This is a genomic window from Hyphomicrobium sp. B1 (genome assembly GCF_049532635.1).
Lineage (GTDB): Bacteria > Pseudomonadota > Alphaproteobacteria > Rhizobiales > Hyphomicrobiaceae > Hyphomicrobium_B.
The window spans coordinates 1,788,469-1,813,938 of sequence record NZ_CP134871.1; the positions used below are offsets into that span (position 1 = coordinate 1,788,469).

Genomic DNA, 25,470 nt, shown 5'->3' on the forward strand with positions numbered 1-25,470 from the left:
TCCCTTTTACGTATCGGCCGTCGGCCAGCGCAGCTTCCCGCGGCCAACACGCAAGGCCTCCACTAGCCTGGTGCCGCCGGGCAATCGGCCCGAGAAGAGGCTGGGCTTGGGATCGACCGCTGGCTTCTTGAAGGCAGCGACCCGCTGATAGTCGGGCGTCGTCAGCCAGGTCCGCCCGTCACCCTCGTCGGTGACGATCCGATAGAGGCCGGCAGGCGGGGCGGCCGCGACGTCCAGCAAGCGCTTGTAATGTTCGACTGACCACTTCTGGATGCCGCCGCTGAGGGCTTCGGTTCGGAACCGTGCCCATAGCGCGGCGGTGTCGGGCGTCGGCCAGTCGCCGGCATCCGTGTAGGCTGTGATCTGGTCGGATTCGAGCCAGACCCGCATCTCGGCGGGCGTGACGAAGATCGGCTTGGCATCCTCGATCGCCGCCATGGCCGCGCGCCGTGAGGGGAGACCCGCGCGGATCAGCATCGACATCATGAATTGCGGGACGCCGGTTTCGACCGCCGCCGCCGCGCCACCCGCCACCGTCTCCGGCGTCCAGCCGAGGGACATGCGGCGAGTGCGGACAGCTTCCAGCGCCCAGACCAAGCGATAGGTGAAGGCCTCTTCGACGGCCCGCATGTTCTGCGGTCCGATCTTGGCCACATCCTCGCCGGACACCCAACTGCGCAGGATGGCCCTCCAATTCGCCGGTAACGCGTTCGCCTTATCGGGAATGAAGGGCCGCATGAACAGCAGTCGCTCACCGAGGCCGCCGAGCGCATCGACAAGTTCGTCGATGTCACCGCCCAGCGCCGCGGCGTCTGCCCGGTCGAGAAGTTCGGCCAGCTCGTCAGCCATTCCGTCGATGGTGAGGCCAGCTTCAAGCCCGACGCCCATGGCGAAATGTCCGCGCCGCTCCTGCGCCGTGGTGGTTTTCCAGATAAGATCGGCGCGCGCCTCGAACACCTTCTTATGCAGCGGCGCGACATCCTCGTCCTCGCGCGCGATCTGGCGCGCCCAAAGCGATCCCTTGAGCGCCTCGTCCAAAAGCTTCGGCAAATCGGCGCGGTCGGAATCGAGCGCCTCGATCAGCCCGAACACCGTCGCGTCGAGGCGTTCGACAATTTGCGAAAGCGGCTCCTCGTCAATGGTCTCCTCCTCGTCGTCACCGCCGCCTTCGTCGTCATCGCCATCAGCGTCGTACTCCGCGCCAGTCGCCAAGCGCTCGGCGACCGCGGCTTCCTCTTCGGGCGATCTCCACGCCTCACGGGCATTTGCGAGATATTCCCATGCATCATCGCGGTCTAAGACACCTTCGCGGGACAGGCGCTCAAGGATCTCGGCGACGATCTGGATGAGGCCGCTCTTCAGCGTGCGGGCCTTGGCGGAAGCGACCAGTTTCCTCCATTCCTTCTTTCGCCAATCGACCTTATCGAACATGACATGGACGATGAGGCCCTCGACATCCACGAAGGCACGCCCGGCGCGGCCGGCCACGTTCGCGAACTCCTCGCCTTTGATTTTTTCGGACGCCCGATACAGCGCCGGCACCAACAGGACGGCGGCATTGAGATTGAGGCCCTGCGACAGCGTCGGCGACGCGACGATGACCTTCAAGACGCCGTCGGACAACAAGGCTTCCAGCTCGCGCAGGAATGGACTCGGCAGCCGGCCGTGGTGGATGGCAACGCCGGCCTTCAGGCAGGCAACGGCGGGATGGTTCTCGCCCAACCACTCCTTGCCCACCTCCAGAGCACGCGCGATCAACGCCTCATCCTCCAGCAGCGAGTCGAGATAGCCCCGCTTGCAGAGCTCAACGACCTGTTTGCCGTAGCTCTCGACCCAATTCGCCTGGGTGGAGAAAATCAGGGTCCGCTTGCCCTGGCCTGCAAATTCCCATGCTGCGAACAGCGCGAGGTGCGAGTTCTTGCGCGGATAGGGGTTCTTTTCTTTCCCACGCGCCGGTTTCTGCAGGACGAACTTGTCGAGGAACGGACCATCGTCGTCGAGGTCTAGTCGGAGACGAGCGTCCTTGCCCCGCCAGGTGAGCACCCCGAACCGCTGTCGTGTAGGGCGCCAGTCGGAACGCACCGGCTCACCCGGTGCGTCGGAGCGTATCCAGGCGGTGAGATCGTCCAGTTCGTCGCCGCTCGGTAGGATGGCGGACAGGCAGACGATCCGGCGTTCTGCCGCATCCGCGCGGCGAAGCAGGCGCTGCACCAGTGTCTCATAGCGGATTTCGCGCTCGCTCGGCCCGATCATGTGGCCTTCGTCAAGGACGATAAGGCCGACATCATCGATCAGCGACGGGTCACTTCTCAGCGCGAAATCGAGCTTCTCTGGCGTCGCTATGATGATCTCGCGGCTGCGCAGCGCGTCTTCATCACCAGCCGAAAGACCGCTGGCGCCGTAAAGCGAGGAGACGCTGAACCCGAGGGGCGCGAAGGTCTTTCTGAAGGAGCGCTCGGTCTGCGCGGACAGCGCGCGCAGCGGCGTGACGATCAGCACCCGGCGCGCCGACGACAGGGTCATCAGCGCGGCGATCTCGGCCACCCGAGTCTTACCGGCACTGGTCGGCAAGGCGACGACCAGATCGTCGGTGACGTCCGTGGAGCGCTGGGCAGCTTCGCGCTGCGATGGCCATAGCTCCACCTCGGACGTCTTGCGGGCGTAGAGCGACGAGATGAACAGTCTGCGCAGGTCCGGATATTTTTCCTCTGTCCCCTCAGGCGGCTCGGTCGGCAGGTTCTCGTGCAGCGAGTGCTGCCAGAGGTCATCGATCAGGTGACGGCAAAGGTTCGAGATCCACCACAGCGGAACATTCTCAGCATTGTCCGCCAGACTGACCGCGGTGCCGAGCAATGCCCGCGCGGTCTCGATCGGCTCGGCCTCGCCCGTCTCGAGCGCGAAGTCAAAATGCGCCAGAGCCCGGCAGATCGTCGTGTTGAGGATGGTCGACAACGCCTCGTCGATGTCAGGCTCCTCGCCGGTCAGCGTTTCAGCGATCCGCTCGTCGCCGTGCGCCCCATCGTCAAACCACGCACGAACGAAGCCGCGCAACTGGCCGAGATCGCGCAGGATCAGATGCCGGATCGCCGTTTCGCCCGGAGAAGCATTGAGGTCGTCCCCGGTCTCGTTGAAGAGCGAATAGGCGACGGCCGAGAACCCGGCCAGGTGGTAGGCCGCAGCGGCAATCGTGCGGCGGAAACCGCGGTCGGGCGACTCCGGATCGCCGTTGCGCACCAGGGCTTCGAAGGCGTTGGCGGCGCGCTCAAACGCCTTGCTGGTCAAATCCGACGCACCAGCCTGAGCGCGCAGGGCCATCGCGCCCCGAAGCAGGGCGAAGCCGTGTTCGGCAAGATCGGTTTCGATCGTCGCGCCGAGCGGCGGCGCATTCGCCGGCAACACGCCTTCCTCGCGCATCAGCGACCAGGCGGCGCCGCGATAGAGGAGGCGCCCAAGGATGCCATCGACGGTCGCGGTCGCAAGGAACGCGGTCAGTTCGTCAATCGTCTCCAAGGTCTTCCGCCTCCTGGTACATGGCCGCGATGAAGTCCTGGTGATCTTCGACGTGAATGTTCACGACGTAGTGGTCCCGGTTAGTCCCCGCTGCGTCGAGGTCCGCCTTCAGCGAGGCGTGCGGCCCGTTGCCCGACACAGTGAAAAGCATATGGTCGATGCGATCGGCGCGAAGGGACTTCAGACCCACCTCGTCACGGAGGCTGCGGCCCAATTCGTTGTCGCCTGGGTCGTTGCTCTCCAACAGACGGTTGGCGACGAACAGCAGAGAATCGGGCGTGCAGCGTCCATTGTCACGGTCAAGTACCTTGCGGGCGCTCGTGACCGTGGCCTTGCCGAGCTTCTCGTTGCTCTTGGCTTCACCTTTCAGGAGCCAGAGCTTCTCGCCGGCCCCATCGTATCCAGCGCCGATGAAGTCATCGCCACGCATGGCCATGTTGCGGCCGTCCTTGTAGCGAAGGCGGCGCACAGGGACGCGTAGGCCGATTTCTTCTTCCACCAGCTCTGTCGCAAGAATCTCGCCCAGATCGCCGGAACGGCCCTTGGGCATCTGAGGCATTGCCTCGCTGAGGATCTTCGCGGCGACCTTGTAGCCGAGCCGCTCCACGTCTTCGGCTATGCGTTCGAGCCGGTCGTAATGCGAGCGGATCGTCTCGGCGAGATCATCGCGAATCTCGTCGCGACCGCCGTCCTTCTCGACATAGGTCCAGTAGCGCTTGCGCTTGTTCTTTTCCTTGGTGGCGTCGCACCACTCTTTATATAGCCCCACGCTTTCCCCAACTCCTATTATTCCGCCGCGCGGTTCACCCGTTCGGCGATGTCTGCGCATCGCTCTATCAGCGCCTCAAACGGCTCAGCGTCTTCGAGCAGCAGCCCATCTTCGACCATGCGTGCATAGTCCGTGGCCAACGCCGAGCGCGCTTCACCAGCCGGTGCGAGCTGCAGCTTTCCGCTGACGGCGGCTTGATAGTCGATGGCCTCGCCATCGGCCGCCTTCTCGGCGAAGAACATGCTCTTGTGGCGAGCAACGGCGTTGGCGAGGTCGCGGTCAGCCAATGCGGCGGTGGCGACACCGGCATCATCCAGTCGAACAACATCGTGCCAGTGGCGCGCGAAGCGCTCGCCACGCAACCGTTCCTGCAGACAAAAGACGTGCATCGCCGTCGCCTTCTCCCAGAAGGTTCGCTCGGCATGCATCACCCGCGGGCGTGCCGTCGGAAATTCGACGCCCTCGATCAGTCCGGCCGCTTCACACACTACATCGCGCGAACTGGCCGGCTCGCCGGTCGAGCGCGCGCCGAACTCCAGCATCACGCTCGGAGCCACATAGCCCGACCCTGTTGAGATCGCTTCATAGTCGACGAACAGTTTGTCACCATCGACCCGGAGCGTCGCGGGCAGCGATTGCGCGTCGATCGCGCCGGAAAGAAGAGATTGGACTGTTCCGTCCACCCACTCGGGCAGGCGGTGCCGGACGGTCTTCGACCACCGCTTCTCCTCGCTGCGGTTTTTCGGCAGGGCCTCGCCGTTCTCGCCCACCAGATCGGGGGCGATGGCGCGAATGTCGTAGGTGAGATCCACATCCTCGGAAAAACGTCGGATAACGCGGTAGGCTTTGGACAAGGACGTACCGCCCTTGAACACGAGATGCTCGCCAAGGTTGGACCCGAACAGCGTCGCGAGGGTCCAGACAACCCACACATCCTTTTCCAGCAGATGGAGCGGGCGGCCGGATCGATCGGCGGCAACAGCCAAAGCCTCGCGCCGATCGCCGGCCGACAATGTGAGGAAGGCTTCAGCCATGCGCGACCTTGCCCACCGACCTGGCGAGCCAGCTCGGGAGCTGGGGCGCGGCTGCGACGAGCTCGCCGAACGTGGAAGACGGCAACTTGCGCTTCAACGTCTTCAGGGCCGCTTCCGCCTTCTCCGGCCCCAGCCAGGCCAGCGCGCGCACCGCCTGTCCGGCGGGCCGATCGGCCAGCGCCAATTGCCAGCGTGGCGCATGCCGCAACTCGACGATCTGCTGGCCCAAATTCATCGTCCGGCTACGGCCCGATGTCAGATACACGGATCGGACCGGCACTTGGGTTGTCAGGCCGAGCGCGTTGGCGGCAGCAGCACCATTCGGCACGATGACTTCACCCCGCTGAAGCGCGAGGGCTTCGACGGCCTTCTCGACTGAGGGGGCTCGAATACCAAACCGACTCGAAACCGGACGCAAATAGACGCCGCGCCCGGCACGCATCAGCCGGCCACGTTCAACGAGTCGCGACAACGCCTGGTCCACCGCAGCGCGATTGCCGAGATGGAGTAGGCCTTTCGCCGCAATCGGAGCGCCTTCGGGCAGGCCCTCAGTATGCGCCAGAATCTGTTCGGTTAGCCGCTGCACAATAAACTCCTGTCAGAAATATACGCGGTTTTCTGACACTCTTCAACCCGCTTGCCCCATAGTGTGGGCTAGGGTGCCCCCCTGAAGGAGAAAGACCGCGAAGCCTGCGTCGCCGGATTGGCCGCCAACTCCGAAATCGGCCGTTTGGGAGTCAGTGTCTCGCCAATCGGGAATCACGAAGCCACAATCTTGGAGGCCGGGAGGGGAAAGCTTTCCCCTGCGGCCGAGCCAAGGTCTCGGCCGACCCCTTCTGCGGGGACACCCCCGCAACGCCCCTGAAAGAGAGTGAGAGTGCTGACGCGATTTCCGTGACGGGTTGAGTGTCGAGAGAGAGGCTCTCGGCGCCCGTCATGGAGTTTCGTCCCATGAACATGCAGGTTCTCGACGCCCGCCGCGATATGAGCGGCGGCTACAAGGTGGATGTCAGCCGCGGTGAGCGGATCGGCCGCGTTTCCTCGGAGTGGTTCTCACGCCCCGACGATGAACGCTATCTGTCCCTTTCCGAGCTGGCGGACTCTGTGCGCAGCCGCTCGGAGCGCAGCCGGACGCGCGTCGTGGAAACCGCGCTGATCCATGTTGAGGCGAGCCGCACCGACCCGGAGCGGTTGTCTCTCATCCTGCCGGGTTCGGACACGCCCGTCGCGCCGACGCATTGGAGCTTCGGCCAACTCGCTGCCCAAGTCGGCGCGCCCGCCGCCTATCTGCGCCAACTCCCGGCCGCGCTCGCTGGCATCAATCTGCAATACGGCCTGACCTCGCACCGGGCGGAGCAGATCAAGACACTCGAAACCGACAACGGCAGGATCGAGCTGCGCGCCGTCACCGGCCCTGACTATGGCCGGATCTACGACCACGAGCTGGTCGAGGCGGTGCAGCGCATTGCGGGCAACGGCACGGGCGATACGAGATGGAAGGTGCCGGGCGTGCTCGACTGGTCGTCGGGCGTCTACAATCCCCGTGTCGACATCACAAAGGACACGACGACGCTTTATGCGTCCGATCGCGACGTGTTCCTCTTCCTCGTGGACGATCTCAACCCGATCGAAGCCGGTCGGCTCCCCGATGGATCGCCCGACCTCTATTTCCGCGGCTTCTACTGCTGGAACTCAGAAGTCGGCGCCAAGACGCTCGGCATGGCCAGCTTTTACCTGCGCGCGGTCTGCCAGAATCGTAACTTGTGGGGCGTGGAGGATTTCGAGGAAATCACCATCCGCCATAGCAAATACGCGGCGTCCCGCTTCGCGCATGAAGCCGCGCCGGCGCTGCTGAACTTCGCGAATTCCTCGCCGATGCCTTTCATCAACGGCATCAAGGCAGCCCGCGAACGGATCGTTGCGAAATCCGATGAGGACCGCACCGAATTCCTGCGCAAGCGCGGGTTCTCGAAGGCGGAGACCGGCAAGATCATCGAGACCGTCCTGGCCGAGGAAGGCCGACCACCGGAATCGATCTTCGACTTCGTCGCGGGCATTACCGCCGCTGCGCGCGAGAAGACCAATCAGGATGCGCGGCTCGAACTGGAGGGCAAGGCCAAGAAGCTGCTCGACCGCGCCGCCTGATTGCCGTGGAGCCGGAAGCACGGATTTCCGTGTCTCCGGCTTTGCGCCTTCGTGTCTCTCCGTTCCTTCGTATCCGTGGCGCTGCCCTCCAAGAGTGAGAGGGTGGCGGTTCGCTTCGTGACGAGTTTGGGTTCGAGAGAGAGGCTCTCGGCGCTCGTCGCGGAGTAAGGAACATGGCAACTGCCGTTCAGAAGATCACCCTGTCGTCCGCGCGCGACATTCCCTTCAACAAGCTGGTGCTCAGCCAGTCCAACATCCGGCGGGTGAAAGCCGGTGTCTCGATCGAGGATCTGGCCGCGTCGATCGCGCGGCGCGGGCTCATCCAGAGCCTGCATGTCCGCCCGGTTCTCGATGGTAAAGGCGAGGAGACCGGCATGTTCGAGGTGCCCGCTGGCGGCCGCCGTTATCGCGCGCTGGAGATGCTGGTGAAGCAGAAGCGCCTCAACAAGTCCGCGCCGGCGCCCTGCGTCGTCGGCGCGACCGACAGCGGCATCCTGATGGAGGAAATCTCGCTCGCAGAGAATGACGAGCGCGTGCCCGCCCATCCGCTCGACCAGTATCGCGCCTTCCAGGCGATGCGCGAAAAGGGCATGACCGAAGAGGACATCGCCGCGGCGTTCTTCGTCGACGTCAATGTCGTCAAGCAGCGGCTGCGCCTCGCATCCGTTTCGCCCGTGCTGCTCGACATCTATGCCGAAGACGGCATGGAGCTGAAGCTTCTGATGGCCTTCACCGTGTCACAGGACCATGCTCGCCAGGAGCAGGTCTGGGAGACGATCCGCAATAGCTGGCAAAAGGAGCCCTATCACATCCGCCGCATGTTGACCGAGACGACGGTGCGCGCCTCGGACAAACGCGCCGTCTTCGTCGGTATCGACGCCTACGAGGCGGCCGGCGGCGTCGTGATGCGCGACCTCTTCGAGTCCGACGACGGCGGCTGGCTTCAAGACGTCGGTCTTCTCGACCAGCTCGTGTCCGAGAAGCTCACGATGATCGCCGACGAAATTGCGACACACGGCTGGAAATGGGTCGAGGCCGCCGTCAGCATTCCCTACGGCGTCGCCCACGGTCTTCGCGAGATCAAGGGCGTTCCGCTCGACATCGCTGCGGAGGAGAAGGCTACGCGCGATGCCCTGCAGGAGGAACTCGACCGCTTGACGACCGAATACGAGGACGCTGACGAGCTGCCGGACGAGGTGGATACCCGTTTGGGCGAGATCGAAGCGGCGATCGATGCGCTCGACAACCGCCCCGTCCGTTACGATCCGGAGGACATCGCTATCGCGGGTGTGTTCGTCAGCATCGATGCCGATGGCTCGCTCGCCGTCGATCGCGGATACGTCCGCCCCGAGGACGAGCGGCCGGTCGAGGCTGCCGATGAATCGGTGCCGGAGGACGATGTCGACCCCGAAACTGGCGAAATCCGCACGCCTGCCGTCCAGCGCACCGTCATCACCATCGGAGGCCAGCCCGTGCAGACCGAAGAGGAGGACGAGGACGACGGCCTGAAGCCGCTGCCCGAGCGGCTGGTTATCGAACTAACCGCCCATCGCACGCTGGCCCTCCGCGACGCTGTTGCGACCAACCCGCAGGTCGCCCTGACGATGTTGCTGCACAAGCTGGTCAGCGACACGTTTCGCCACACCGCGCCGACCGGCTGCCTCGAAGCCTGGGTCAAGCACCTCTATCTCTCCGGCCAATCCGAAGAGATGAAAGCCAGTCCATCGGCGCAATCGGAGAACGCGCGTCACGAAAGCTGGGGCGACCACGTTCCCGCCGATGACCAGGCCCTCTGGGATTGGCTGGAACAGCTCGATGACGGCACCCGCCTCGACCTGCTGGCGCATTGCGTGAGCTTCGGGATCAATGCTCTGTTCGAGCGCCCGAATCCGCACGCCGCGTCCGGCATCAGCCGTCACGGGCTGGATGTGCGCCTGGCGCAGGCCGACCGGCTCGCCCGTGCGACGGGCATGGACATGGCGGCGGCCGGCTGGAAGCCGACGGTCGGCAACTATCTCGGCCGCGTGACCAAGACCCGCATCCTTGAAGCCGTGCGCGAGGGCGCCGGCGAGCGGGCCGCGCAGCTCATCGACCACATGAAGAAGGGCGATATGGCCAAGGAGGCAGAACGCCTGTTGGCCGACACCGGCTGGTTGCCCGAACCGCTGCGCATGGCCTCCCTCGACGGCGATCAGCCGATCGAGCGCGAGAAGGTCGACGCGGGCGAAGACGCAGCACTGCCCGACTTCCTCACCGAAGACGGCGAGGACGACGATGCTGCCGGCGAGGACGAGCAAGCCCTGATGGCTGCCGAATGACGAGCACAGCGGGGGCCAGCTTCGGCCGACCCCTGCGCCTTTCCAAGGAGATCATCATGCCCGTTCATCAGCACACCGCCGATCGCCGCGTAGTTTTCCAATACCTCGTCCCGGTTCATGTCGAGGTCGAGGACGGCTGCGTGACCTGTGTCACCGTCATCGACGAGACGCCCGTGCGCGATCCCGTCGTTGTCGAAGGCGATGCGACCTATCTCGCCACGGCCGTCGCCGCATCCGACGACGGTCAACCATGGCCGTCTTGGCGGTTCGGCTACTGACCCGTCCGCTTCCATCCATCTCTCACAAGCCCGGCTTCGCGCCGGGCTTTCTCGTTTTGAGGAGCCTGACATGGCTGACTATTTCACCCATTTCTCATGCCTGCTCGATGTCGGAACGCCCGACAACGCGGCGCGGGCGCTCGACCTCTACAACAAGCTTTCTGAGGACGGCGCATCGGAGGAGCCGCCTTCCGATGGCTTTCTGCTGTCGATCCAACCCGAACACGGCGGCACCAAGCTCTGGATGCGCGATGATGTCACCGGCGATCCCGAGCGGCTGATCCAGTTCGTGAAACGCTGCGCCACGGAATTCGGTCTCACCGGGCGTTGGGGCTTCCAATACGCCAACACATGCTCGCGCCCGCGCCTCGACGGCTTCGGCGGCGGGGCGGATGTCCTCGATCTCGCCACCGGCGGGACGATCGACTGGACCTATACCGATGGCTGGCTCGCCGAGACACTATCCGACGATGGAGAGCGGACATGAGCATCCCCGATCATGCGCGGAGCAATTTTCAGACGCTGTTGCGTGCGGCAGCGGACGGCAACCTCGCGCTCATGGAATGCCTCGACGCCGAGACTGGCACCCTGCGCTATGTCATCTGCGCCGTGGGACGCGATAGCGGTGATTATGTCTTCACCCCCTTCGGCCACCTGGCCGACGGGAATCCCTACGACGCCTATCTGCCGCCAGACCCAGACGATCCAGGCGGCTTCCTGCGTTCCGAGGCACCAATGTAGTTTGGAGCGACCACGCCCTCCGCTCGATCTCCAGAGCGCCCCGCCTAGCGGCCGGGCGCTTTTTTCATGCCAACCGGCTGAGAGTGAGAGGTCCGCCGGGACGGGATGAGTCCGGGCGGTTCGAGAGAGAGCGCCGGTCGGGCTTTTCTATTCCCGCTCTCCCGAGGATCTCCCGATGACTGTCCTATTGCCCGTGGCCCCACCGGCTGCGCCCGTCGCGTTCGCGCCTGCCATCCTGTCGGCTGCCCAGAGCTTGCTCGCCCATCTCGAACGCGGCGAACGCATCGACACGTCGCTCCTGCGCGCGACGATGTCAGTCGCGTTTTGCGGCTCCGATTCTGCCGGCGCGTGGGACTGGAAGGCCGGCTATGAGGCCTGCGAGGTCGCTACCGTCCTGTTCCTGCGGAAATACGGACGTGCGCTTTTCCGTAAATCCGCATCGCCGGCAGCACGGCTCGCAACACTCATGAAGGTCGCCGTGCTTCTGCCGACCCATACCCGCCGCTCGGAGGAGAGCCAGGCGCTTCAGCAATTCTCGACGCCGGTCCCGCTCGGCCTCGCCGTGGTGACGGCCGCGGCGATCGCGCCGACCGACATCGTACTGGAGCCCTCGGCCGGCACCGGCCTGCTCGCCATTCTCGCATCGACGGCCGGCGGCACGCTGATCCTCAACGAACTGGCCGACGTCCGTGCCGACCTCCTGTCGTCCCTCTTTCCCGCGCTTGCCGTCACGCGGTTCGACGCCGCGCAGATCGACGACCATCTCGATCGCGCGGCCGTTCCGTCCGTGGTGCTGATGAACCCGCCGTTCTCGGCGATGGCCAGCGTCTCCGGCCGTGTTGTCGACGCCGGCTTTCGTCATATCGCCTCGGCCCTGAACCGGCTCGTGCCCGGCGGCCGGCTCGTGGCGATCACCGGCGCCAATGTCGGTCCCGACATGCCCGACTGGCGCGATGCCTTCGCGCGCCTGCAGGAGCGAGGCCGCGTCGTCTTCTCCGCCGCAATCGCCGGCTCGGTCTATGCCAAGCACGGCACCACGTTCCCCACCAGGCTGACCATCATCGACAAGCTGCCGGCCGAAGATCCGGCTGCGTTTCCGACATCGCCCGGCATGGCGCCCGATGTCGCCACGCTGCTCGGTTGGATCGAGCGCGACGTGCCGGCCCGTTTGCCCGTCACCCTTCCGGCGATCTCCGCACCCGTCGCGGTCACGCCCCCGAAATCCGTGCGGGGCTATATCGCCCGCGCGGCCTCCCCGCGTTCGCCCACATCGGTCGCCGAAAATCCCGCCGGTGTCGCGCTCGCCTATGAGACGATGGACTGGACGCCCGCCGAGGGCGCGCACCTGACCGAGGCGATCTATGAGGAATACGGATTGCAGTCGATCCGTATTCCCGGCTCGCAGGCGCACCCGACCAAGCTCGTCCAGTCGGCTGCCATGGCGAGCGTCGCCCCGCCGAAACCGAGCTATCGGCCGTCCCTGCCGGCGAACATCCATAATCTGCTGTCCGATGCCCAACTCGAGACGGTGATTTATGCCGGTGAGGCGCACAGCGACTTCCTCGCTGGATCATGGACGGTCGACGAGACCTCCGATGTCGTGAAGGCCGCACCCGCCGACGCCGCGGGCGTCGTTCGCTTCCGCCGTGGCTTCATGCTCGGCGACGGCACGGGCGCCGGAAAGGGCCGTCAGTCGGCCGGCATCATCCTCGACAATTGGCTTCAGGGCCGCCGTAAGGCGGTCTGGATCAGCAAGTCCGACAAGCTGATCGAGGACGCGCAGCGCGATTGGTCCGCGCTCGGCATGGAGCGCCTGCTGGTCACACCGCTGTCGCGGTTCCCACAGGGAAAGTCCATCGCGCTGTCGGAAGGCGTCCTATTTGCAACCTACGCCACGCTGCGCTCCGACGACCGCGGCGAGAAGGTTTCGCGCGTCCGTCAGATCGTCGAATGGTTGGGCTCCGACTTCGACGGAGTGATCATTTTCGACGAGAGCCACGCGATGCAGAACGCCGGCGGCGGCAAGGGAGAACGGGGCGACGTTGCCCCCTCGCAGCAAGGTCGCGCCGGCCTGCGGCTTCAGCACGCCCTGCCGAACGCTCGCGTCGTCTATGTCTCCGCCACCGGCGCGACCACCGTCCACAATCTCGCCTATGCCCAGCGGCTCGGCCTCTGGGGCGGCAACGATTTCCCGTTCGCCACGCGCGCGGAGTTCGTGGAGGCCATCGAGGATGGCGGTGTCGCGGCGATGGAGGTGCTGGCCCGCGACCTGCGTTCGCTCGGGCTCTACACCGCCCGTTCGCTCTCCTACGACGGTGTGGAATATGAACTGGTCGAACACCAGCTCACCGACGAACAGCGCCGCATCTACGATGCCTATGCCGGCGCCTTCGCCATCATCCACAATCACCTCGACGCTGCGATGGAGGCCGCCAACATCACCGGCTCGACCGGCACGTTGAATCGGCAGGCCAAGTCCGCCGCCCGCTCAGCCTTCGAATCCGCGAAGCAACGCTTCTTCGGGCATCTGCTGACGTCGATGAAGACGCCGACCCTGATCGGCTCGATCGAGAACGACCTGGCGGCAGGCCATGCCGCTGTGGTGCAGATCGTGTCGACCGGCGAAGCCCTGATGGAACGGCGCCTGGCCGAGATCCCGACCGAAGAATGGAACGACGTGCGCGTCGACATTACGCCGCGCGAATATGTCCTCGACTATCTCGCCCATTCCTTCCCGGTACAACTCTACGAGCCCTTCACCGACGGCGAGGGCAATCTGTCGTCGCGTCCCGTCTATCGTGATGGCCAGCCCGTCGAGAGCCGCGAAGCCGTCGCGCGTCGTGACGAGCTGATCGAGCGCCTTGCGTCGCTTCCACCCGTGCCGGGCGCGCTCGACCAGATCGTTCAGCGCTTCGGCACCGACATGGTGGCCGAGGTAACGGGCCGCTCGCGGCGGATCGTCCGTAAGGGCGACCGCCTGGCTGTCGAGAACCGCGCACCATCGGCGAACCTTGCCGAGACCGCCGCCTTCATGGATGACGTGAAGCGCATCCTCGTCTTCTCGGATGCCGGGGGCACCGGCCGCAGCTACCATGCGGAGCTGTCGGCGAAGAACCAGCGCCTGCGCGTCCATTACCTGCTCGAACCGGGCTGGAAGGCGGATGCGGCGATCCAAGGGCTCGGCCGCACGAACCGGACGAACCAAGCGCAGCCGCCGCTGTTCCGCCCGATTGCGACGGACGTGAAAGCGGAAAAGCGCTTCCTCAGCACGATCGCGCGCCGGCTCGATACGCTCGGCGCCATCACGCGCGGGCAGCGCCAGACCGGCGGCCAGGGCCTGTTCCGGCCCGAAGATAATCTGGAATCCTGCTACGCGCGCGACGCGCTACGCCAACTCTATCTCCTCATCTTGCGCGGCAAGATCGAGGGCTGCTCGCTGCATCGCTTCGAGTCCGCCACCGGCCTGAAGCTGATGGACGACAACGGGATCAAGGACGAACTGCCGCCGATCACGACGTTTCTCAACCGGTTGCTGGCGCTCACCATCGAGCTGCAGGGCATCCTCTTCACCGCCTTCGAACAGCTCCTCGATGCGAAGGTGTCGGGCGCGATCGCCAGCGGCGTCTATGACGTCGGTCTCGAAACCCTGACAGCGGAAAGCTTCGTCGTCACCGACCGCACGACGATCTACACCCACCCGGCGTCGGGCGCGCAAACCCGGCTGCTGACCATTACCCAGCGCGAACGTAATCGTCCGCTGTCGCTCGACGACGCGCTCGGCTGGCTTGATGATCGCGGTGCGAAGCTGCTGGTGAACGAGCGATCCGGGCGAGCCGCCGTGCAGATCCCCGCGCCATCGCTCATGCTCGACGACGGCGAGATCGAACGCCGCGTTCGGTTGATACGGCCCATGGAACACCACCATGCTTCGTTGAAGGCGATGGCCGAAAGCCATTGGCAGGAGGCCGACCGCAGCACCTTCGCTGCGGCTTGGTCCCGCGAACTCGGCGATGTCCCCGCCTTCAGCGAGAGCACGATCCACATCGTCGCGGGCTTGCTGCTGCCGGTGTGGAAGCGACTGCCGAACGAGTCGACCCGCGTCTATCGGCTGCAAACTGACGACGGCGAGCGCATCATCGGTCGTCGCGTCTCTCCGGCCTGGGCCGCCAACGCCGCATCAACCGGCACGGCAAACCTGACGGCTGACGCTGCCTATGCCGCCCTGATCGACGGGCGGACGATCCTCGACCTCGCGGAAGGTCTTCAACTCCGTCGCGTGCGTGTCATGGGCACGAACCGCATCGAGCTGTCCGGCTTCACCGAAGCGATGCGCGACCGCCTTCGCGCCTATGGCCTCTTCACCGAGATCATCTCCTGGTCGCTGCGGTTCTTCGTGCCGATCGACAGCATGGGACCGACGGTGCTCGGCAAACTGCTCGACACCTATCCGGTGGCTCGCATTGGCGAGCGGGAGGCAGCCTGATGGCCCGCCGCGACGCTTCCGATCTCGCATCCCGTCTCGGCCGGCAGGCCGAGGCGGTGTGCAAACGCTATCTCGGCGCCGGCCGCAGGCAAGGCAACTACTGGCAGGTTGGCGATGCGCGCAACACGCCCGGCCAGTCAATGTTCGTGCGCCTGAAGGACACCGCCAAAGGCCCGGCGGGCAAATGGACGGATGCCGCGACGGGCGAGCATGGCGATCTGCTCGACGTGATCCGTGAATCGCTCGGCCTCATCGACTTCGCCGACGTCGCGGAAGAGGCCCGCATCTTTCTCAGCCTGCCGCCCGATCAAGAACCAGCGCCGAAACAGCACGCGCGCACGCCAGCACCATCGGGGTCTGCTGAAGCCGCACGTCGGCTCATCGCCATGTGTCAGCCGATTGGCGGCACACTCGTAGAAGCGTATTTGCGTGGACGCGGCATTACGGCTTTGCACGGATGCGGAAGCCTAAGTTTCCATCCCCGGTGCTATTATCGCCCGGACGAGCACAGCCCGACCGAGACCTGGCCGGCCATGGTCGCCGCCGTCACCGATCTCTCCGACAGGATCACCGGCGCACATCGGACCTGGCTCGCCCCGGACGGCACCGGCAAGGCGCCGATCGAGATCCAGCGTAAGGCGATGGGTGACCTTCTCGGGCACGCGGTCCGCTTCGGGCTCTCCGGCGACGTGCTGGCGGCCGGCGAAGGCATCGAAAGCGTGCTATCGGCCCGTGAGGTCATGCCCGGCATGTCGGCGGCGGCGGCACTTTCCGCAGCACACCTCGCTGCCATCCAGTTCCACGATGCACTGCGCCGGCTCTATGTCGTCCGCGACAATGACCGTGCCGGGGATGGCGCGCGAAACACGCTGATCGAACGGGCGAACGCGGTCGGGATCGAGGCGATTGCCCTGTCATCCATGCTCGGGGACTTCAACGAGGATCTCCGCACCTACGGACGTGATGCACTGATGGCGCATATCCGGGTGCAGCTCGCACCGCAGGACGTCGCCCGCTTCATGCTCCTGGCGGCGTAGACCGGCGGCGGAACGGTGGCGGCGTGCGGCCGCCACCATGCTCACATGGATGCCCGATCCTTTGGAGAGGACCGCGCCTCGGCCTTCGAGAGGGCGATCGGCCCACAAGCGGCTCGGACAGGCAATGCCTGCGGCCGACTATTTTCCGGCGGCGGCCGACCACCCCACGCGACAGGTCGCGTGGGGGCCCCGGATCACCGCCTTTCCATCGCGAAACAAAATAGCCGGCCTCCGGCATCCTCCGCATTCGCTCCGGCCCGGTGCTGCGCGCCGGGTGCAGGTCCGCTCCGCCTGTAGGCTCCGTCGCCATGAAGGCCGCGACGGTCGCGGTCCAGCCAAAGGAGCATTCCATGACCGAGCACGACGACTACGAACCCCACCATGAATCGTCACCCACCGATCACGTCCTCAACGAACTCCAGCTCTACGGCTACCGTCCCTTCGCCGATGAGCCCGACCAGCGTCTCCTGCCAGATGGCAATCAGGTCGCAGGCGCTGTTGCCGACATCTTCGACGCCCTGATCTCGACCCTGGAGGACACGCGCCTCGAACCCGACCTCGACGATCTCCTCTGGTCGACCGTCAACGTCTTCCACCGCGCCGCCGAGCGGATCACCCGCGAACTCGACGACAACGAGCAGGCGCAGAAGCGGTCGCAACGGCAGCAGGACGGCAGCGAGGTGAAATCGGTCGAACTTGAGCGCCAGATCGCCGAGGGCAAGACGCTCATCGAACGGCAGAACGCTTTCGAGCTGATGCGCGACCAGGCCGCAGAGCACTACGAGCGCCAGATCGGCAAAGCATGGCTCCCTCGCACCGGCTCAAAGGTCAACCATCGCAACCTGACCTCCGCGATGATCGACAGCCGCGACTTCCTCATGGCAAAGAAACGCGTCGAGCAGGAGGTCCTCCTCCCTCCCGGACCGAAGATTGTCGTCACCGGCGGACTGGACTTCAATGACCACTTAGCTGTCTGGGCCAAGCTCGATCAGGTCCACGAAAAGCACCCCGATATGGTGCTGATCCACGGCAAATCCCCGAAGGGCGCCGAAAAGATTGCCTCGCTCTGGGCAAAAAATCGCAATGTCCCGCAGATCGGCTTCGCACCCGACTGGACGAAGCATGGCCGCGCCGCACCGTTCAAACGTAATGACGAGATGCTCGACATCGTGCCGAAGGGCGTGATGCACTTCCCCGGCACGGGCATCAACGACAACCTCGCCGACAAGGCCAAGAAGCTCGGCATCCCGGTCTGGAAATTCGGCGGCGCGTGAGCGCCGCCCTCAACTTTACTCCGGGCAAGCTTCGCTGTGCTACACGACCGGCAATCTTCAAAAAGGATGCCGAAGGATCGATGAGCAAGATTAGCGAAGAAGACTTCAAGCCACATATGGAAGCGGCCGCGACCGGAGGTTTTGCAATAGACCCTCCGGGCTATGAGCGCCTGAGGCAATGGACGCACATGCTGATGAACCTCCCCAGTGCGCGCAAAAATTTCGAATGGATGCGGGACGAACCCGCCGATCTTGGCGACGTTGATAACGTCATTCGAACGCAAGCATATTTTGTCGCGGGACTTATGGCATACGGTCGCTGCTACGCATCGTCCGGCCCCGGCATTCCGACGCTCGACGCGAAGAAGGTCTACAATGGCTCGGCGGACGGCATAGAGGTGCATCGCCGACTCATCGAGCTTCGCAACACCATCGCGGCACACACCGACAAGTCCGATCTGGTACGCCTGACGCTAGCGGCAAAAGATGAGCCGGATCGCGTCATCATTCGTCATCTGAGCACATCGGCCCTCCCACTCGATGAGCTACCCGACTTCCTGGAGGCCGTCGCGCACACTGAGCATTTCGTCACCGTCAGCTTGAACAAGCAGCTCGATCATCTGGAGACGCGGATCGGGAAGAAAATCGTCCTCGACTGACTCACCGGCGGAAAGTCGAAGGCATGTGCGTCGGGACAGCGTAACCGGCGAGCATGCGGTCGGAAAACCACCCCCGCTTATCTGCGCTGATCCTTGGTCCAGCCGATGGCCTGACGCCATCAACCCGCAAGGGGTCGGACTACGCAAAGCGTGCCGCCGCGCCGGCTTCGCCCGCGCGGTGATTGCGGCCATCCGCCGGACATATCGGGCGCCTGTCAGCGGGGGATGGTCCTCCGCCCCAGCAGGAGCCGGATCGATGTCCTTTCCCGATGCACACGCCTTCGCCTTCAGCCTCGCGGCCACCCTGATGGTCGCTATCGTGATCTTCCGCGCCGGCGACGGGACGCTCTCAGTGGTCCCCGCCACCGAATACGATGGCGATGACGCTGAGATCGTCGGCGAAATCGACCCCTTCGCCTCATGACGAGGCGAAGATCATGTCCGCCGACGCGAAAACCTCAGCGGTTTTCGCGTCGGCAGGCACTCATTTTTTGCTATGGTCGGCGTTGCGCCGCGGTGGTGGTGGAAGGCGCAGCCGCTAGAGCTTTCCTATCGGAGACACCACCATGATCATTCTCGGCATCCTCGCCTGCATAGTTGCAATCGGCTTCCTCTGCTGGTTGCTCTTCACGCTCGCAGTGTTCGCGCTTCCCTTCTTCGTCGGTGTGACCACCGGCATGTGGGCGATTAATTCCGGCGCAGGATGGCTTGGCGCCATTCTTGTCGGAGCACTGGCCGCTGGGTTCACCTTCGGCGCTGGCCAACTCCTGCTTGGAACCGTTCGCCCGCTTTGGGCGAAACTGGCGATCGCGCTCGTCTTCGTCGCGCCAGCCATTGTTGCCGGCTATCACGCCACCCACGGCATCGCGAAACACCTCATGCCCTCAGAGGGATGGCAGATCGCTTTCTCGATCATCGGCGCGGTTGCCGTCGGCACTGTGGCCTTCTTGCGGATCGCTGGAATGGCAGGCGACGGCCAATCCGGCCGGGGCCTTGTTCAGGCTTGAGATCGCAGCTCGTCGTAGGCGGATCAAAAAGAGGCGGAGGCTCGGTCCCGTGACGGGGAGGTACGGACACTGCGCGATGATGGACCGTATCACCGTCAAGGCCTATGTCAGCGGCCGCGAAGCACTTGGTTGCACGAGCAGGCCGTCTGGCGCGGCGCGAACCGACAGTGTCTGGAGTGCATGTTCTCCCTAGGGGCAGCGGGCGAAGCCAAGCGTCTGCGCCAAGGACATGGGTGAAGATCGGCGGGAACATCGTTCCGGCTGGTTTCAGGCGAGGATGATCACCAGCTCCTCCGTCTGCCATCCGTTCAGCGAGCGCTCCAAACGGCCTCTCCAATGGGCTGATCTGGCCGAAGGACGGCTGACGCCTCGACCGCCTATGCCGCAACAGCGCGTCTCGACTTTCTTCCCCTGCCGGCCAAGGCCGTCATTCCTCGCGAGACAAGAAAGTCGATTCTGCGCCGTCCTCCGCGTTGCTGCGGTCGCGAGCGATGCGTCGTCGGTCGCCTCCGGCCCACCGATCGCCATCGAGGCCGCATGGTGCGGTCTCGGGAACGGAAAACGGAGAAATACCATGGCGACCATCGGCACCTTCAAGAAGACCGGCTCGAACGAGTTCACCGGCGAAATCGTCACCCTCAGCGTCCAGGCCAAGAACGTGCGCATCGTCCCCGACCAGCGCGCCACCGGCGAGAACGCCCCCAGCCACCGGGTTCTGGTCGGCCGCGCAGAGATCGGCGCCGCCTGGTCCAAGCGCTCCAACGAGGGCCGCGACTATCTGGGCCTCAAGCTCGACGATCCGAGCTTCAACGCCCCGATCTACGCAAACCTCTTCGACGAGGAGGAAGGCGACACCTTCTCGCTCATCTGGTCCCGCCCGAACGGTCGGCGGGGCGACTGAGCCCCAACCAAGGCCCCGGCCGGATCGGCCGGGGCCTTTGCCATTTGGGCGATCGACTGGATCACCGACTAGCGACATCATCCGCACATTCCACACGACGCACGTCGAACTAGCAGCGACCGAATCGGTTCAGCACGGCGCCTGGCAACCCACGTCCCGCAATCATCATTTTTGCTCGCACTTTACACAGAGAACGACTAATATAGTCGTAGTTCTAGCAAGTGGGTTCGCGTCGGTGGGAGGTGATCATGCATGATCACCGCCCGACAATCACGGGCCGCACGCGCGCTGCTGGGATGGACACAGGAGACGCTCGCTGACAAGGCCCGGACATCGCTGACCGCACTCAAGCGCCTCGAATCCGAAAGCGGATTGGAGGTTTACGAATCAACGCGCGATCAGGTTCGCAGGGCGCTCGAAACAGCCGGCATCGTGCTGCTCTCCACAGACAAGGGCGAAGGGGTACTGCTGCTCCATGATCAGGACAATCGACCAGCAAAGCGCTAGCCGCCTCCGGATCACCTTGCAGGCACTGTCCGAGCTTGTTGTCGCAAGACGACCATGCGAATGGGTTAACGAATAGTCTCTGAGAGAATATAGTCGTCCTATGGGATCAGCCATACCGCCGTTTCTTGACGAGCCACCCACCAGCCAATCGCTCACGACCTACGATCGCGAGCATATGGTTCTCTATATGCGCCTGCTCGACTCGGCACGCGATGGCGCGGACTGGCGGGAAGCCGTCCAGGTCCTGTTCGGTCTCGACCCTGAAAACGATCCTGCGCGATGTCGGCATGTCCACGAATCTCACATGGCGCGCGCGCTATGGATGACGGAGCAAGGTTATCGTCAGCTGGTCCGTGAGAGCCAGCGCTCATAACCTCAGTGATGCAGCAGGGGCATCACCTGTTGCCTGAAACCGGTCTTCCAAAAGGCAACCAGAGCGGGAACTCTGTTCCTTCCGCAAATCTCCACCCAAGACGACGGAGGACAGATTGACGTCGGACGCATCAGAGTGGCGTTCCTCGGCAAGCTATGATCATGTCGAGGAACTCACTGCATCAGGACTCGCCTGGGAATGGCTTCGCCGCAACGAAGCCTATGGCAGGGACTTCAGGGCGGTGATGGAACGCGATGTCGATCCGACGCGGCTGATGCACATGATTTGGAAAAATTGGGGGTTGCGATTTCCCGGTGGATCCGTGCCGGGCGCCTCCAAATGCTCCCGTCTTCTGGCTCCCGCATGAAGACACGAGCGTCGTTGTCCTCGCAGCTGAACCGGAAGTCCTGACAATCGGGGCAGAAAGCCATTCGCCCCTTTCCAACCTAAGCTCGATTGTCGATGGGCAAGGCGTCCACAGCCTTTATGACCTCGACACGTTCCAGAAAATCCAAATCCTACGCGTAGACACAGCTGTTCGTGACGCTCCACTAGCTGCGGTTGTGCCCCTCGACATAACCGGCTTCGATCGTCTGGAGGCCGTCAGCCGGCTCCTTGCCGTGCTGCATGGGCGCGCCATTCCGCCCGACACACGCCTGACCCGTCAGCAGCGGGCGAGAGCGCGGCGCATGCTGCAGGCCTTCGACGGTGCGCGCGAAGGGGCGAGCCAACGGGAAATCGCACAGGTAATCTTCCACGTCGGCCCCATTTCGCGCGACGAATGGCAGGCATCATCAACCCGCCATGCCGTCATGTCCTTGCTGCGCGATGCACGCGCCTTGATTGCCGGCGGCTATCGCAAGCTTCTGCGTCATCGCCATCGCCGTTAATCCCAGCTGAGTCGCGGTGGTGTGGAATTATGGGATCCCCCAACTTCCCACTCCAGCTCGCCGCTTTCGCTTCGCCATCGTGGCCTTCGCCCGCCGATGATCTTCGGCGGTCCTCGCGAACTCCACGGAGGCCCGATCCATGCGACCCGAACTCGCCGTTTTGCCGCCGCGCTTCCTGCGCACCAAGGAAGCGGCCGAATTTCTGAGCCTTTCCGCTCGCACGCTGGAAAAGCATCGCACCTACGGCACCGGCCCCGCCTATCGGAAGCTCGGTGGCCGCGTCGTCTACGCCGTCGACGATCTCCAGGCTTGGGCCGAGCGCGGCGCCGTCACCTCCACCTCCGATCCGCGCGGCAGCGTGCTCCCGGCCAAGCGCCAGACGCCCCAGTCGCCGGCCCACGCCGGCCGCCACACGCGCTGACCGGATTTCAGAATGGCGGCGCGACCCCGGTCAATTTCGGAGCGTGGACAGCTCGACCTGTTTCGAGCGCTCCCCGGCGACTTCGCGCCACGAGACGCGCAGGATCTCATGGCCTATCCGTTTTTCTCCCTCTCCAAATCCCATCGCGTCGCCCCGATCGATTTCGCGGCCGGCAACGTATCGATCCGTGTCGAGGCGGTGCCCGATCACGGCATGGCGACCATCTGGGACGCCGACATCCTCATCTGGGCCGCCAGCCAGATCGTGGAGGCCCGCGACGCCGGCCTCCGCACCTCTCGGCTGATGGCGGCCACGCCCTACGAGATCCTCATGTTCGTCGGGCGCGGCACCAGCCTGCGCGACTATCAGCGCCTGAAGGCCGCGCTCGACCGCCTGCAATCGACCACCGTCTCCACATCGATCCGTCAGCCTGCCGAAGGCCGGCGCCATCGCTTCTCCTGGATCAACGAATGGCAGGAGCGGACGGATCGCGACGGAAAGCCGGCCGGGGTGGAGTTGATCGTACCGGACTGGTTCTACCGAGCCGTCCTCGACGACGCGCTCGTGCTGACGATCGACCGGGCGTACTTTGATCTTACCGGCGGTCTGGATCGCTGGCTCTATCGCCTGGTCCGCAAGCATGGCGGCCGGCAGCGTGATGGCTGGCGGTTCGACTTTCGCCACCTTCACCAGAAATCCGGCAGCCTTTCGCCCTTCAAACGCTTCGCCTTCGAGTTGCGCGACATCGTCCGCCGACAGCCTTTGCCGGGCTACACGCTATTCCTCGAAACCGAAATAGGTGGCCGCGTTCTTCTGGCTTTCGAGCCTTCTGTGGCCTGTGGACAAGCTGTGGATAGCCTCGTGCTATCGGGAACCCGGACTATCGTGCCATCGGGAACCCGAGGCTCGTGCTATCAGGAACCCAAACAGGGTTTAACCCACGGAAATCGAAGCCGGAATCGCGCCCTTAACTTAGAGTCTAACCAAGAATCTAACTTTGAAGAGCGCGCGCGCGATGTGCAAAAGCTCATTCGCGACACCGCGCGCGGCCTCAGCACGGCCGCCAGGAAGAGCGGCGAACCCGCCTCCGACTCCACCCGAGATACCTCCGCGCCCGAGCTTCCGCTTCGACCGCAGTCGGGAGGTGCGCGATGATCATTGCGCTCCTCAATCAGAAAGGTGGTGTCGGCAAGACGACGCTCGCGCTGCATCTTGCCGGCGAATGGGCCGGCCGCGGTAAGCGCATCACGCTCCTCGACGCCGACCCGCAGGGCTCATCGCTCGATTGGTCGCAACAGCGCAGCCGCAGTGACCTTCCGCGCCTGTTCGGCGTCGTCGGCCTGGCGCGTGACACGCTGCATCGCGAGGCGCCCGAGCTGGCGCGCGACGTCGATCACGTCGTCATCGACGGACCGCCGCGCGTCGCCGGGCTGATGCGCTCTGCGCTGCTAGCCGCTGACCTCGTGCTGATCCCGGTACAGCCATCACCGCTCGATGGCTGGGCCTCGGCCGAGATGCTGGCGCTCCTGTCGGAGGCGCGCATCTATCGGCCAGACCTTCGCGCCCGTTTCGTCCTCAATCGCTGCGGCGCGCGCACGGTGATCGCGCGCGAGACCGCCGAAACGCTGGCCGATCACGACCCGCCCGTGCTGCGCAATACCATCGGCCAGCGCGTCATCTACGCCGATGCGGCACAGTCCGGTCGCCTCGCTTTCGAGATCGACGATGACGGTCCCGCCGCGCGCGAGATCGCGGCGCTCGTCACCGAGATCGAAAGGATCGCGCCATGAGCGAGCGATCCGAGCGGCGCGGCTTCGCATCGCGCCCGACCAACCCCGACGCCTGGATCAAGGCCGCCGAGGTTGAGCCGGCGCGAACCGCCGATGCTGCTAGCTTCACCGCCCGCCTGACCATCGACATCACGCCGGAGCTGCGCGGGCGCATCAAGATCATCGCGTTCCAACGCGGCGTCACCGTCGCCGACATGCTGCGCGAACTGCTCGCGCGCGAATTCCCGCCACCCCAAGGAGACACACCATGACCGGCATCGCGCTCTCCCGCATGCGCGGCGGCCCGTCGCCGGCCGCGCTCCTGCACGACACGCTCACCCACGTCGAGCTGACATGGGTCGAGAAGAAGATCGAGAACTGGGTTCGCTTCGGGACGCACGCCCACGAACAGATCCTCGACCGTCGACGGCGCATCCTGTCTTTCCGTCCCGGCACCGTCTTCGCGTTCGTTCGCTGGGCGTCGAACGATTTCGGTACGATCATTTCCAGCATCGACATCGTGCGCGCCGTGTCGCGCGGTGAAGCCTATCAGACGCTACCTTTCGTGCGTCCGGGCGGCGACATCCTGCTGAAAGTCGAAAGCTGGCCGAAGGTCGAGCGCGTGCTGCAGGCGATCGACGGGATCGAGCGTCTTGGCATCGACCCGGAAGCGGTCTCGCCCGATCACTGGCGACACGTCCACAACCGGCTCGCCGCCGGCCATGAACCGCGAGCCTACACGCTCGACCATCACCGCGCGTTCCTGCTGCGCCGAAGGGCCGAGCCGTGAGCCGCGCCGGACTTCTCTTCGCCACCACGCTCGCAGCGCTCGGCGTCGGCTATCCCGGCCTCACGCCGATGCCGGTCAAGCTGATCTGGAACGCATCTGCGAGCGCGCCGATCGGCTTCTACACGATCGATTTCGACGGCCCGTTCGAGGTCACCGATCTGGTCGCCGTCGATGCGCCCGAACCGCTTGCGACCTTCCTCGCCGAGCGCGCCTATCTGCCCAAGGGCGTGCCGCTGATGAAGCGCATCCTCGCGGTGTCCGGACAGACCGTTTGCCGCTCGAACCTCACCATCACGGTAGATGCCGTCGAGGTTGGCGCGGCGCTCGAACACGATCGCGCCGGCCGCAATCTCCCCGTCTGGCAGGGCTGCCGCCGCGTTCAGACGGGCGAAGTCTTCCTCATGAACTGGCAGGTCCGCGACAGTTTGGACGGCCGGTATTTCGGCCTGATCTCGACCGACCAGATCATCGGCCGCGCCGTCCCGTTGTGGACCGACGAAGAGGGCGCCGGCCGCTTCGAATGGCGCGCGCCGACGCGCTGACCGCTTCCCCATCGGTGGGAGC

At 64.7% G+C, this 25,470-nt stretch carries 26 protein-coding genes; 22 read left to right on the forward strand and 4 right to left on the reverse strand.

Features of this window, described 5'->3' with window-relative positions:
* Positions 1–6: 6 nt before the first annotated feature.
* The 4 genes from RLW55_RS08600 to RLW55_RS08615 are packed head-to-tail and all read right to left on the reverse strand — an operon-like array spanning position 7 to position 5,899.
* Positions 7–3,510, reverse strand: a complete 3,504-nt coding sequence (locus RLW55_RS08600; RefSeq protein WP_423416153.1) for a DEAD/DEAH box helicase — start codon at positions 3,508–3,510, stop codon at positions 7–9.
* Positions 3,497–4,279, reverse strand: a complete 783-nt coding sequence (locus RLW55_RS08605) for a HamA C-terminal domain-containing protein (RefSeq protein ID WP_423416154.1) — start codon at positions 4,277–4,279, stop codon at positions 3,497–3,499. Before RLW55_RS08605 ends, RLW55_RS08600 begins: the two co-directional genes overlap by 14 nt.
* A gap of 17 nt (positions 4,280–4,296) precedes the next feature.
* Positions 4,297–5,313: a nucleotidyl transferase AbiEii/AbiGii toxin family protein gene (locus RLW55_RS08610; RefSeq protein ID WP_423416155.1), complete on the reverse strand. Its 1,017-nt coding sequence runs from the start codon at positions 5,311–5,313 to the stop codon at positions 4,297–4,299.
* Positions 5,306–5,899 (reverse strand): DUF6088 family protein, encoded by a 594-nt coding sequence (locus tag RLW55_RS08615; RefSeq protein WP_423416156.1) that lies wholly within the window; start codon positions 5,897–5,899, stop codon positions 5,306–5,308. The genes RLW55_RS08610 and RLW55_RS08615 overlap by 8 nt, the downstream gene beginning before the upstream one ends.
* A 365-nt stretch (positions 5,900–6,264) precedes the next feature.
* Between RLW55_RS08615 and RLW55_RS08620 the strand changes: the two genes are divergently transcribed.
* The 22 genes from RLW55_RS08620 to RLW55_RS08725 all read left to right on the forward strand — a co-directional run bounded on the left by RLW55_RS08620 (position 6,265) and on the right by RLW55_RS08725 (position 25,448).
* Positions 6,265–7,458, forward strand: coding sequence for a DUF932 domain-containing protein (locus tag RLW55_RS08620; protein ID WP_423416157.1), 1,194 nt, complete (start codon positions 6,265–6,267; stop codon positions 7,456–7,458).
* A gap of 173 nt (positions 7,459–7,631) precedes the next feature.
* Positions 7,632–9,776 (forward strand): ParB/RepB/Spo0J family partition protein, encoded by a 2,145-nt coding sequence (locus RLW55_RS08625; protein ID WP_423416158.1) that lies wholly within the window; start codon positions 7,632–7,634, stop codon positions 9,774–9,776.
* 56 nt (positions 9,777–9,832) lie between these two features.
* Entirely contained in the window at positions 9,833–10,054 is a 222-nt protein-coding gene (locus RLW55_RS08630; RefSeq protein ID WP_423416159.1) for a hypothetical protein, read from the forward strand.
* Positions 10,055–10,124: 70 nt separating this feature from the next.
* Positions 10,125–10,541, forward strand: coding sequence for a hypothetical protein (locus RLW55_RS08635; RefSeq protein WP_423416160.1), 417 nt, complete (start codon positions 10,125–10,127; stop codon positions 10,539–10,541).
* Entirely contained in the window at positions 10,538–10,795 is a 258-nt protein-coding gene (locus RLW55_RS08640; protein ID WP_423416161.1) for a DUF6117 family protein, read from the forward strand. Before RLW55_RS08635 ends, RLW55_RS08640 begins: the two co-directional genes overlap by 4 nt.
* A 175-nt stretch (positions 10,796–10,970) precedes the next feature.
* Positions 10,971–15,278: a strawberry notch-like NTP hydrolase domain-containing protein gene (locus RLW55_RS08645; protein WP_423416162.1), complete on the forward strand. Its 4,308-nt coding sequence runs from the start codon at positions 10,971–10,973 to the stop codon at positions 15,276–15,278.
* Entirely contained in the window at positions 15,278–16,315 is a 1,038-nt protein-coding gene (locus RLW55_RS08650; RefSeq protein ID WP_423416163.1) for a DUF7146 domain-containing protein, read from the forward strand. Before RLW55_RS08645 ends, RLW55_RS08650 begins: the two co-directional genes overlap by 1 nt.
* Before the next feature lie 350 nt (positions 16,316–16,665).
* Complete coding sequence (locus tag RLW55_RS08655; RefSeq protein WP_423416164.1) at positions 16,666–17,589, forward strand: DUF2493 domain-containing protein; 924 nt, start codon at positions 16,666–16,668, stop codon at positions 17,587–17,589.
* A gap of 80 nt (positions 17,590–17,669) precedes the next feature.
* Positions 17,670–18,248, forward strand: a complete 579-nt coding sequence (locus RLW55_RS08660) for a hypothetical protein (protein ID WP_423416165.1) — start codon at positions 17,670–17,672, stop codon at positions 18,246–18,248.
* 256 nt (positions 18,249–18,504) lie between these two features.
* A complete protein-coding gene (locus RLW55_RS08665; protein ID WP_181418944.1) occupies positions 18,505–18,672 on the forward strand; it encodes a hypothetical protein in 168 nt (55 codons plus the stop codon).
* A gap of 142 nt (positions 18,673–18,814) precedes the next feature.
* Positions 18,815–19,255: a hypothetical protein gene (locus RLW55_RS08670; protein ID WP_423416166.1), complete on the forward strand. Its 441-nt coding sequence runs from the start codon at positions 18,815–18,817 to the stop codon at positions 19,253–19,255.
* Positions 19,256–19,829: 574 nt separating this feature from the next.
* Complete coding sequence (locus RLW55_RS08675; RefSeq protein WP_423416167.1) at positions 19,830–20,156, forward strand: DUF736 domain-containing protein; 327 nt, start codon at positions 19,830–19,832, stop codon at positions 20,154–20,156.
* A gap of 252 nt (positions 20,157–20,408) precedes the next feature.
* Positions 20,409–20,663, forward strand: a complete 255-nt coding sequence (locus tag RLW55_RS08680) for an XRE family transcriptional regulator (protein ID WP_024343469.1) — start codon at positions 20,409–20,411, stop codon at positions 20,661–20,663.
* Positions 20,664–20,763: 100 nt separating this feature from the next.
* Positions 20,764–21,036 (forward strand): DNA -binding domain-containing protein, encoded by a 273-nt coding sequence (locus RLW55_RS08685; RefSeq protein WP_423416168.1) that lies wholly within the window; start codon positions 20,764–20,766, stop codon positions 21,034–21,036.
* 115 nt (positions 21,037–21,151) lie between these two features.
* On the forward strand, positions 21,152–21,403 hold the full coding sequence (locus tag RLW55_RS08690; protein WP_423416169.1) for a transcriptional regulator domain-containing protein: 252 nt from the start codon (positions 21,152–21,154) through the stop codon (positions 21,401–21,403).
* On the forward strand, positions 21,351–21,926 hold the full coding sequence (locus RLW55_RS08695) for a DUF2285 domain-containing protein (protein ID WP_423416170.1): 576 nt from the start codon (positions 21,351–21,353) through the stop codon (positions 21,924–21,926). Before RLW55_RS08690 ends, RLW55_RS08695 begins: the two co-directional genes overlap by 53 nt.
* Positions 21,927–22,065: 139 nt before the next feature.
* Positions 22,066–22,347: a helix-turn-helix transcriptional regulator gene (locus RLW55_RS08700; protein WP_423416171.1), complete on the forward strand. Its 282-nt coding sequence runs from the start codon at positions 22,066–22,068 to the stop codon at positions 22,345–22,347.
* 12 nt (positions 22,348–22,359) lie between these two features.
* Positions 22,360–23,502: a replication initiator protein A gene (locus RLW55_RS08705; RefSeq protein ID WP_423416172.1), complete on the forward strand. Its 1,143-nt coding sequence runs from the start codon at positions 22,360–22,362 to the stop codon at positions 23,500–23,502.
* A complete protein-coding gene (gene parA, locus RLW55_RS08710; RefSeq protein WP_423416173.1) occupies positions 23,499–24,137 on the forward strand; it encodes a ParA family partition ATPase in 639 nt (212 codons plus the stop codon). Before RLW55_RS08705 ends, parA begins: the two co-directional genes overlap by 4 nt.
* The gene (locus tag RLW55_RS08715; RefSeq protein ID WP_423416174.1) at positions 24,134–24,388 is read left to right on the forward strand and encodes a hypothetical protein; all 255 of its coding nucleotides are present in this window, start codon (positions 24,134–24,136) and stop codon (positions 24,386–24,388) included. The genes parA and RLW55_RS08715 overlap by 4 nt, the downstream gene beginning before the upstream one ends.
* Positions 24,385–24,906 carry a DUF2840 domain-containing protein gene (locus tag RLW55_RS08720; protein ID WP_423416175.1) on the forward strand — a complete coding sequence of 174 codons (522 nt, stop codon included), beginning with the start codon at positions 24,385–24,387 and terminating at the stop codon, positions 24,904–24,906. Before RLW55_RS08715 ends, RLW55_RS08720 begins: the two co-directional genes overlap by 4 nt.
* On the forward strand, positions 24,903–25,448 hold the full coding sequence (locus tag RLW55_RS08725) for a S26 family signal peptidase (RefSeq protein ID WP_423416176.1): 546 nt from the start codon (positions 24,903–24,905) through the stop codon (positions 25,446–25,448). Before RLW55_RS08720 ends, RLW55_RS08725 begins: the two co-directional genes overlap by 4 nt.
* Positions 25,449–25,470: the final 22 nt, after the last annotated feature.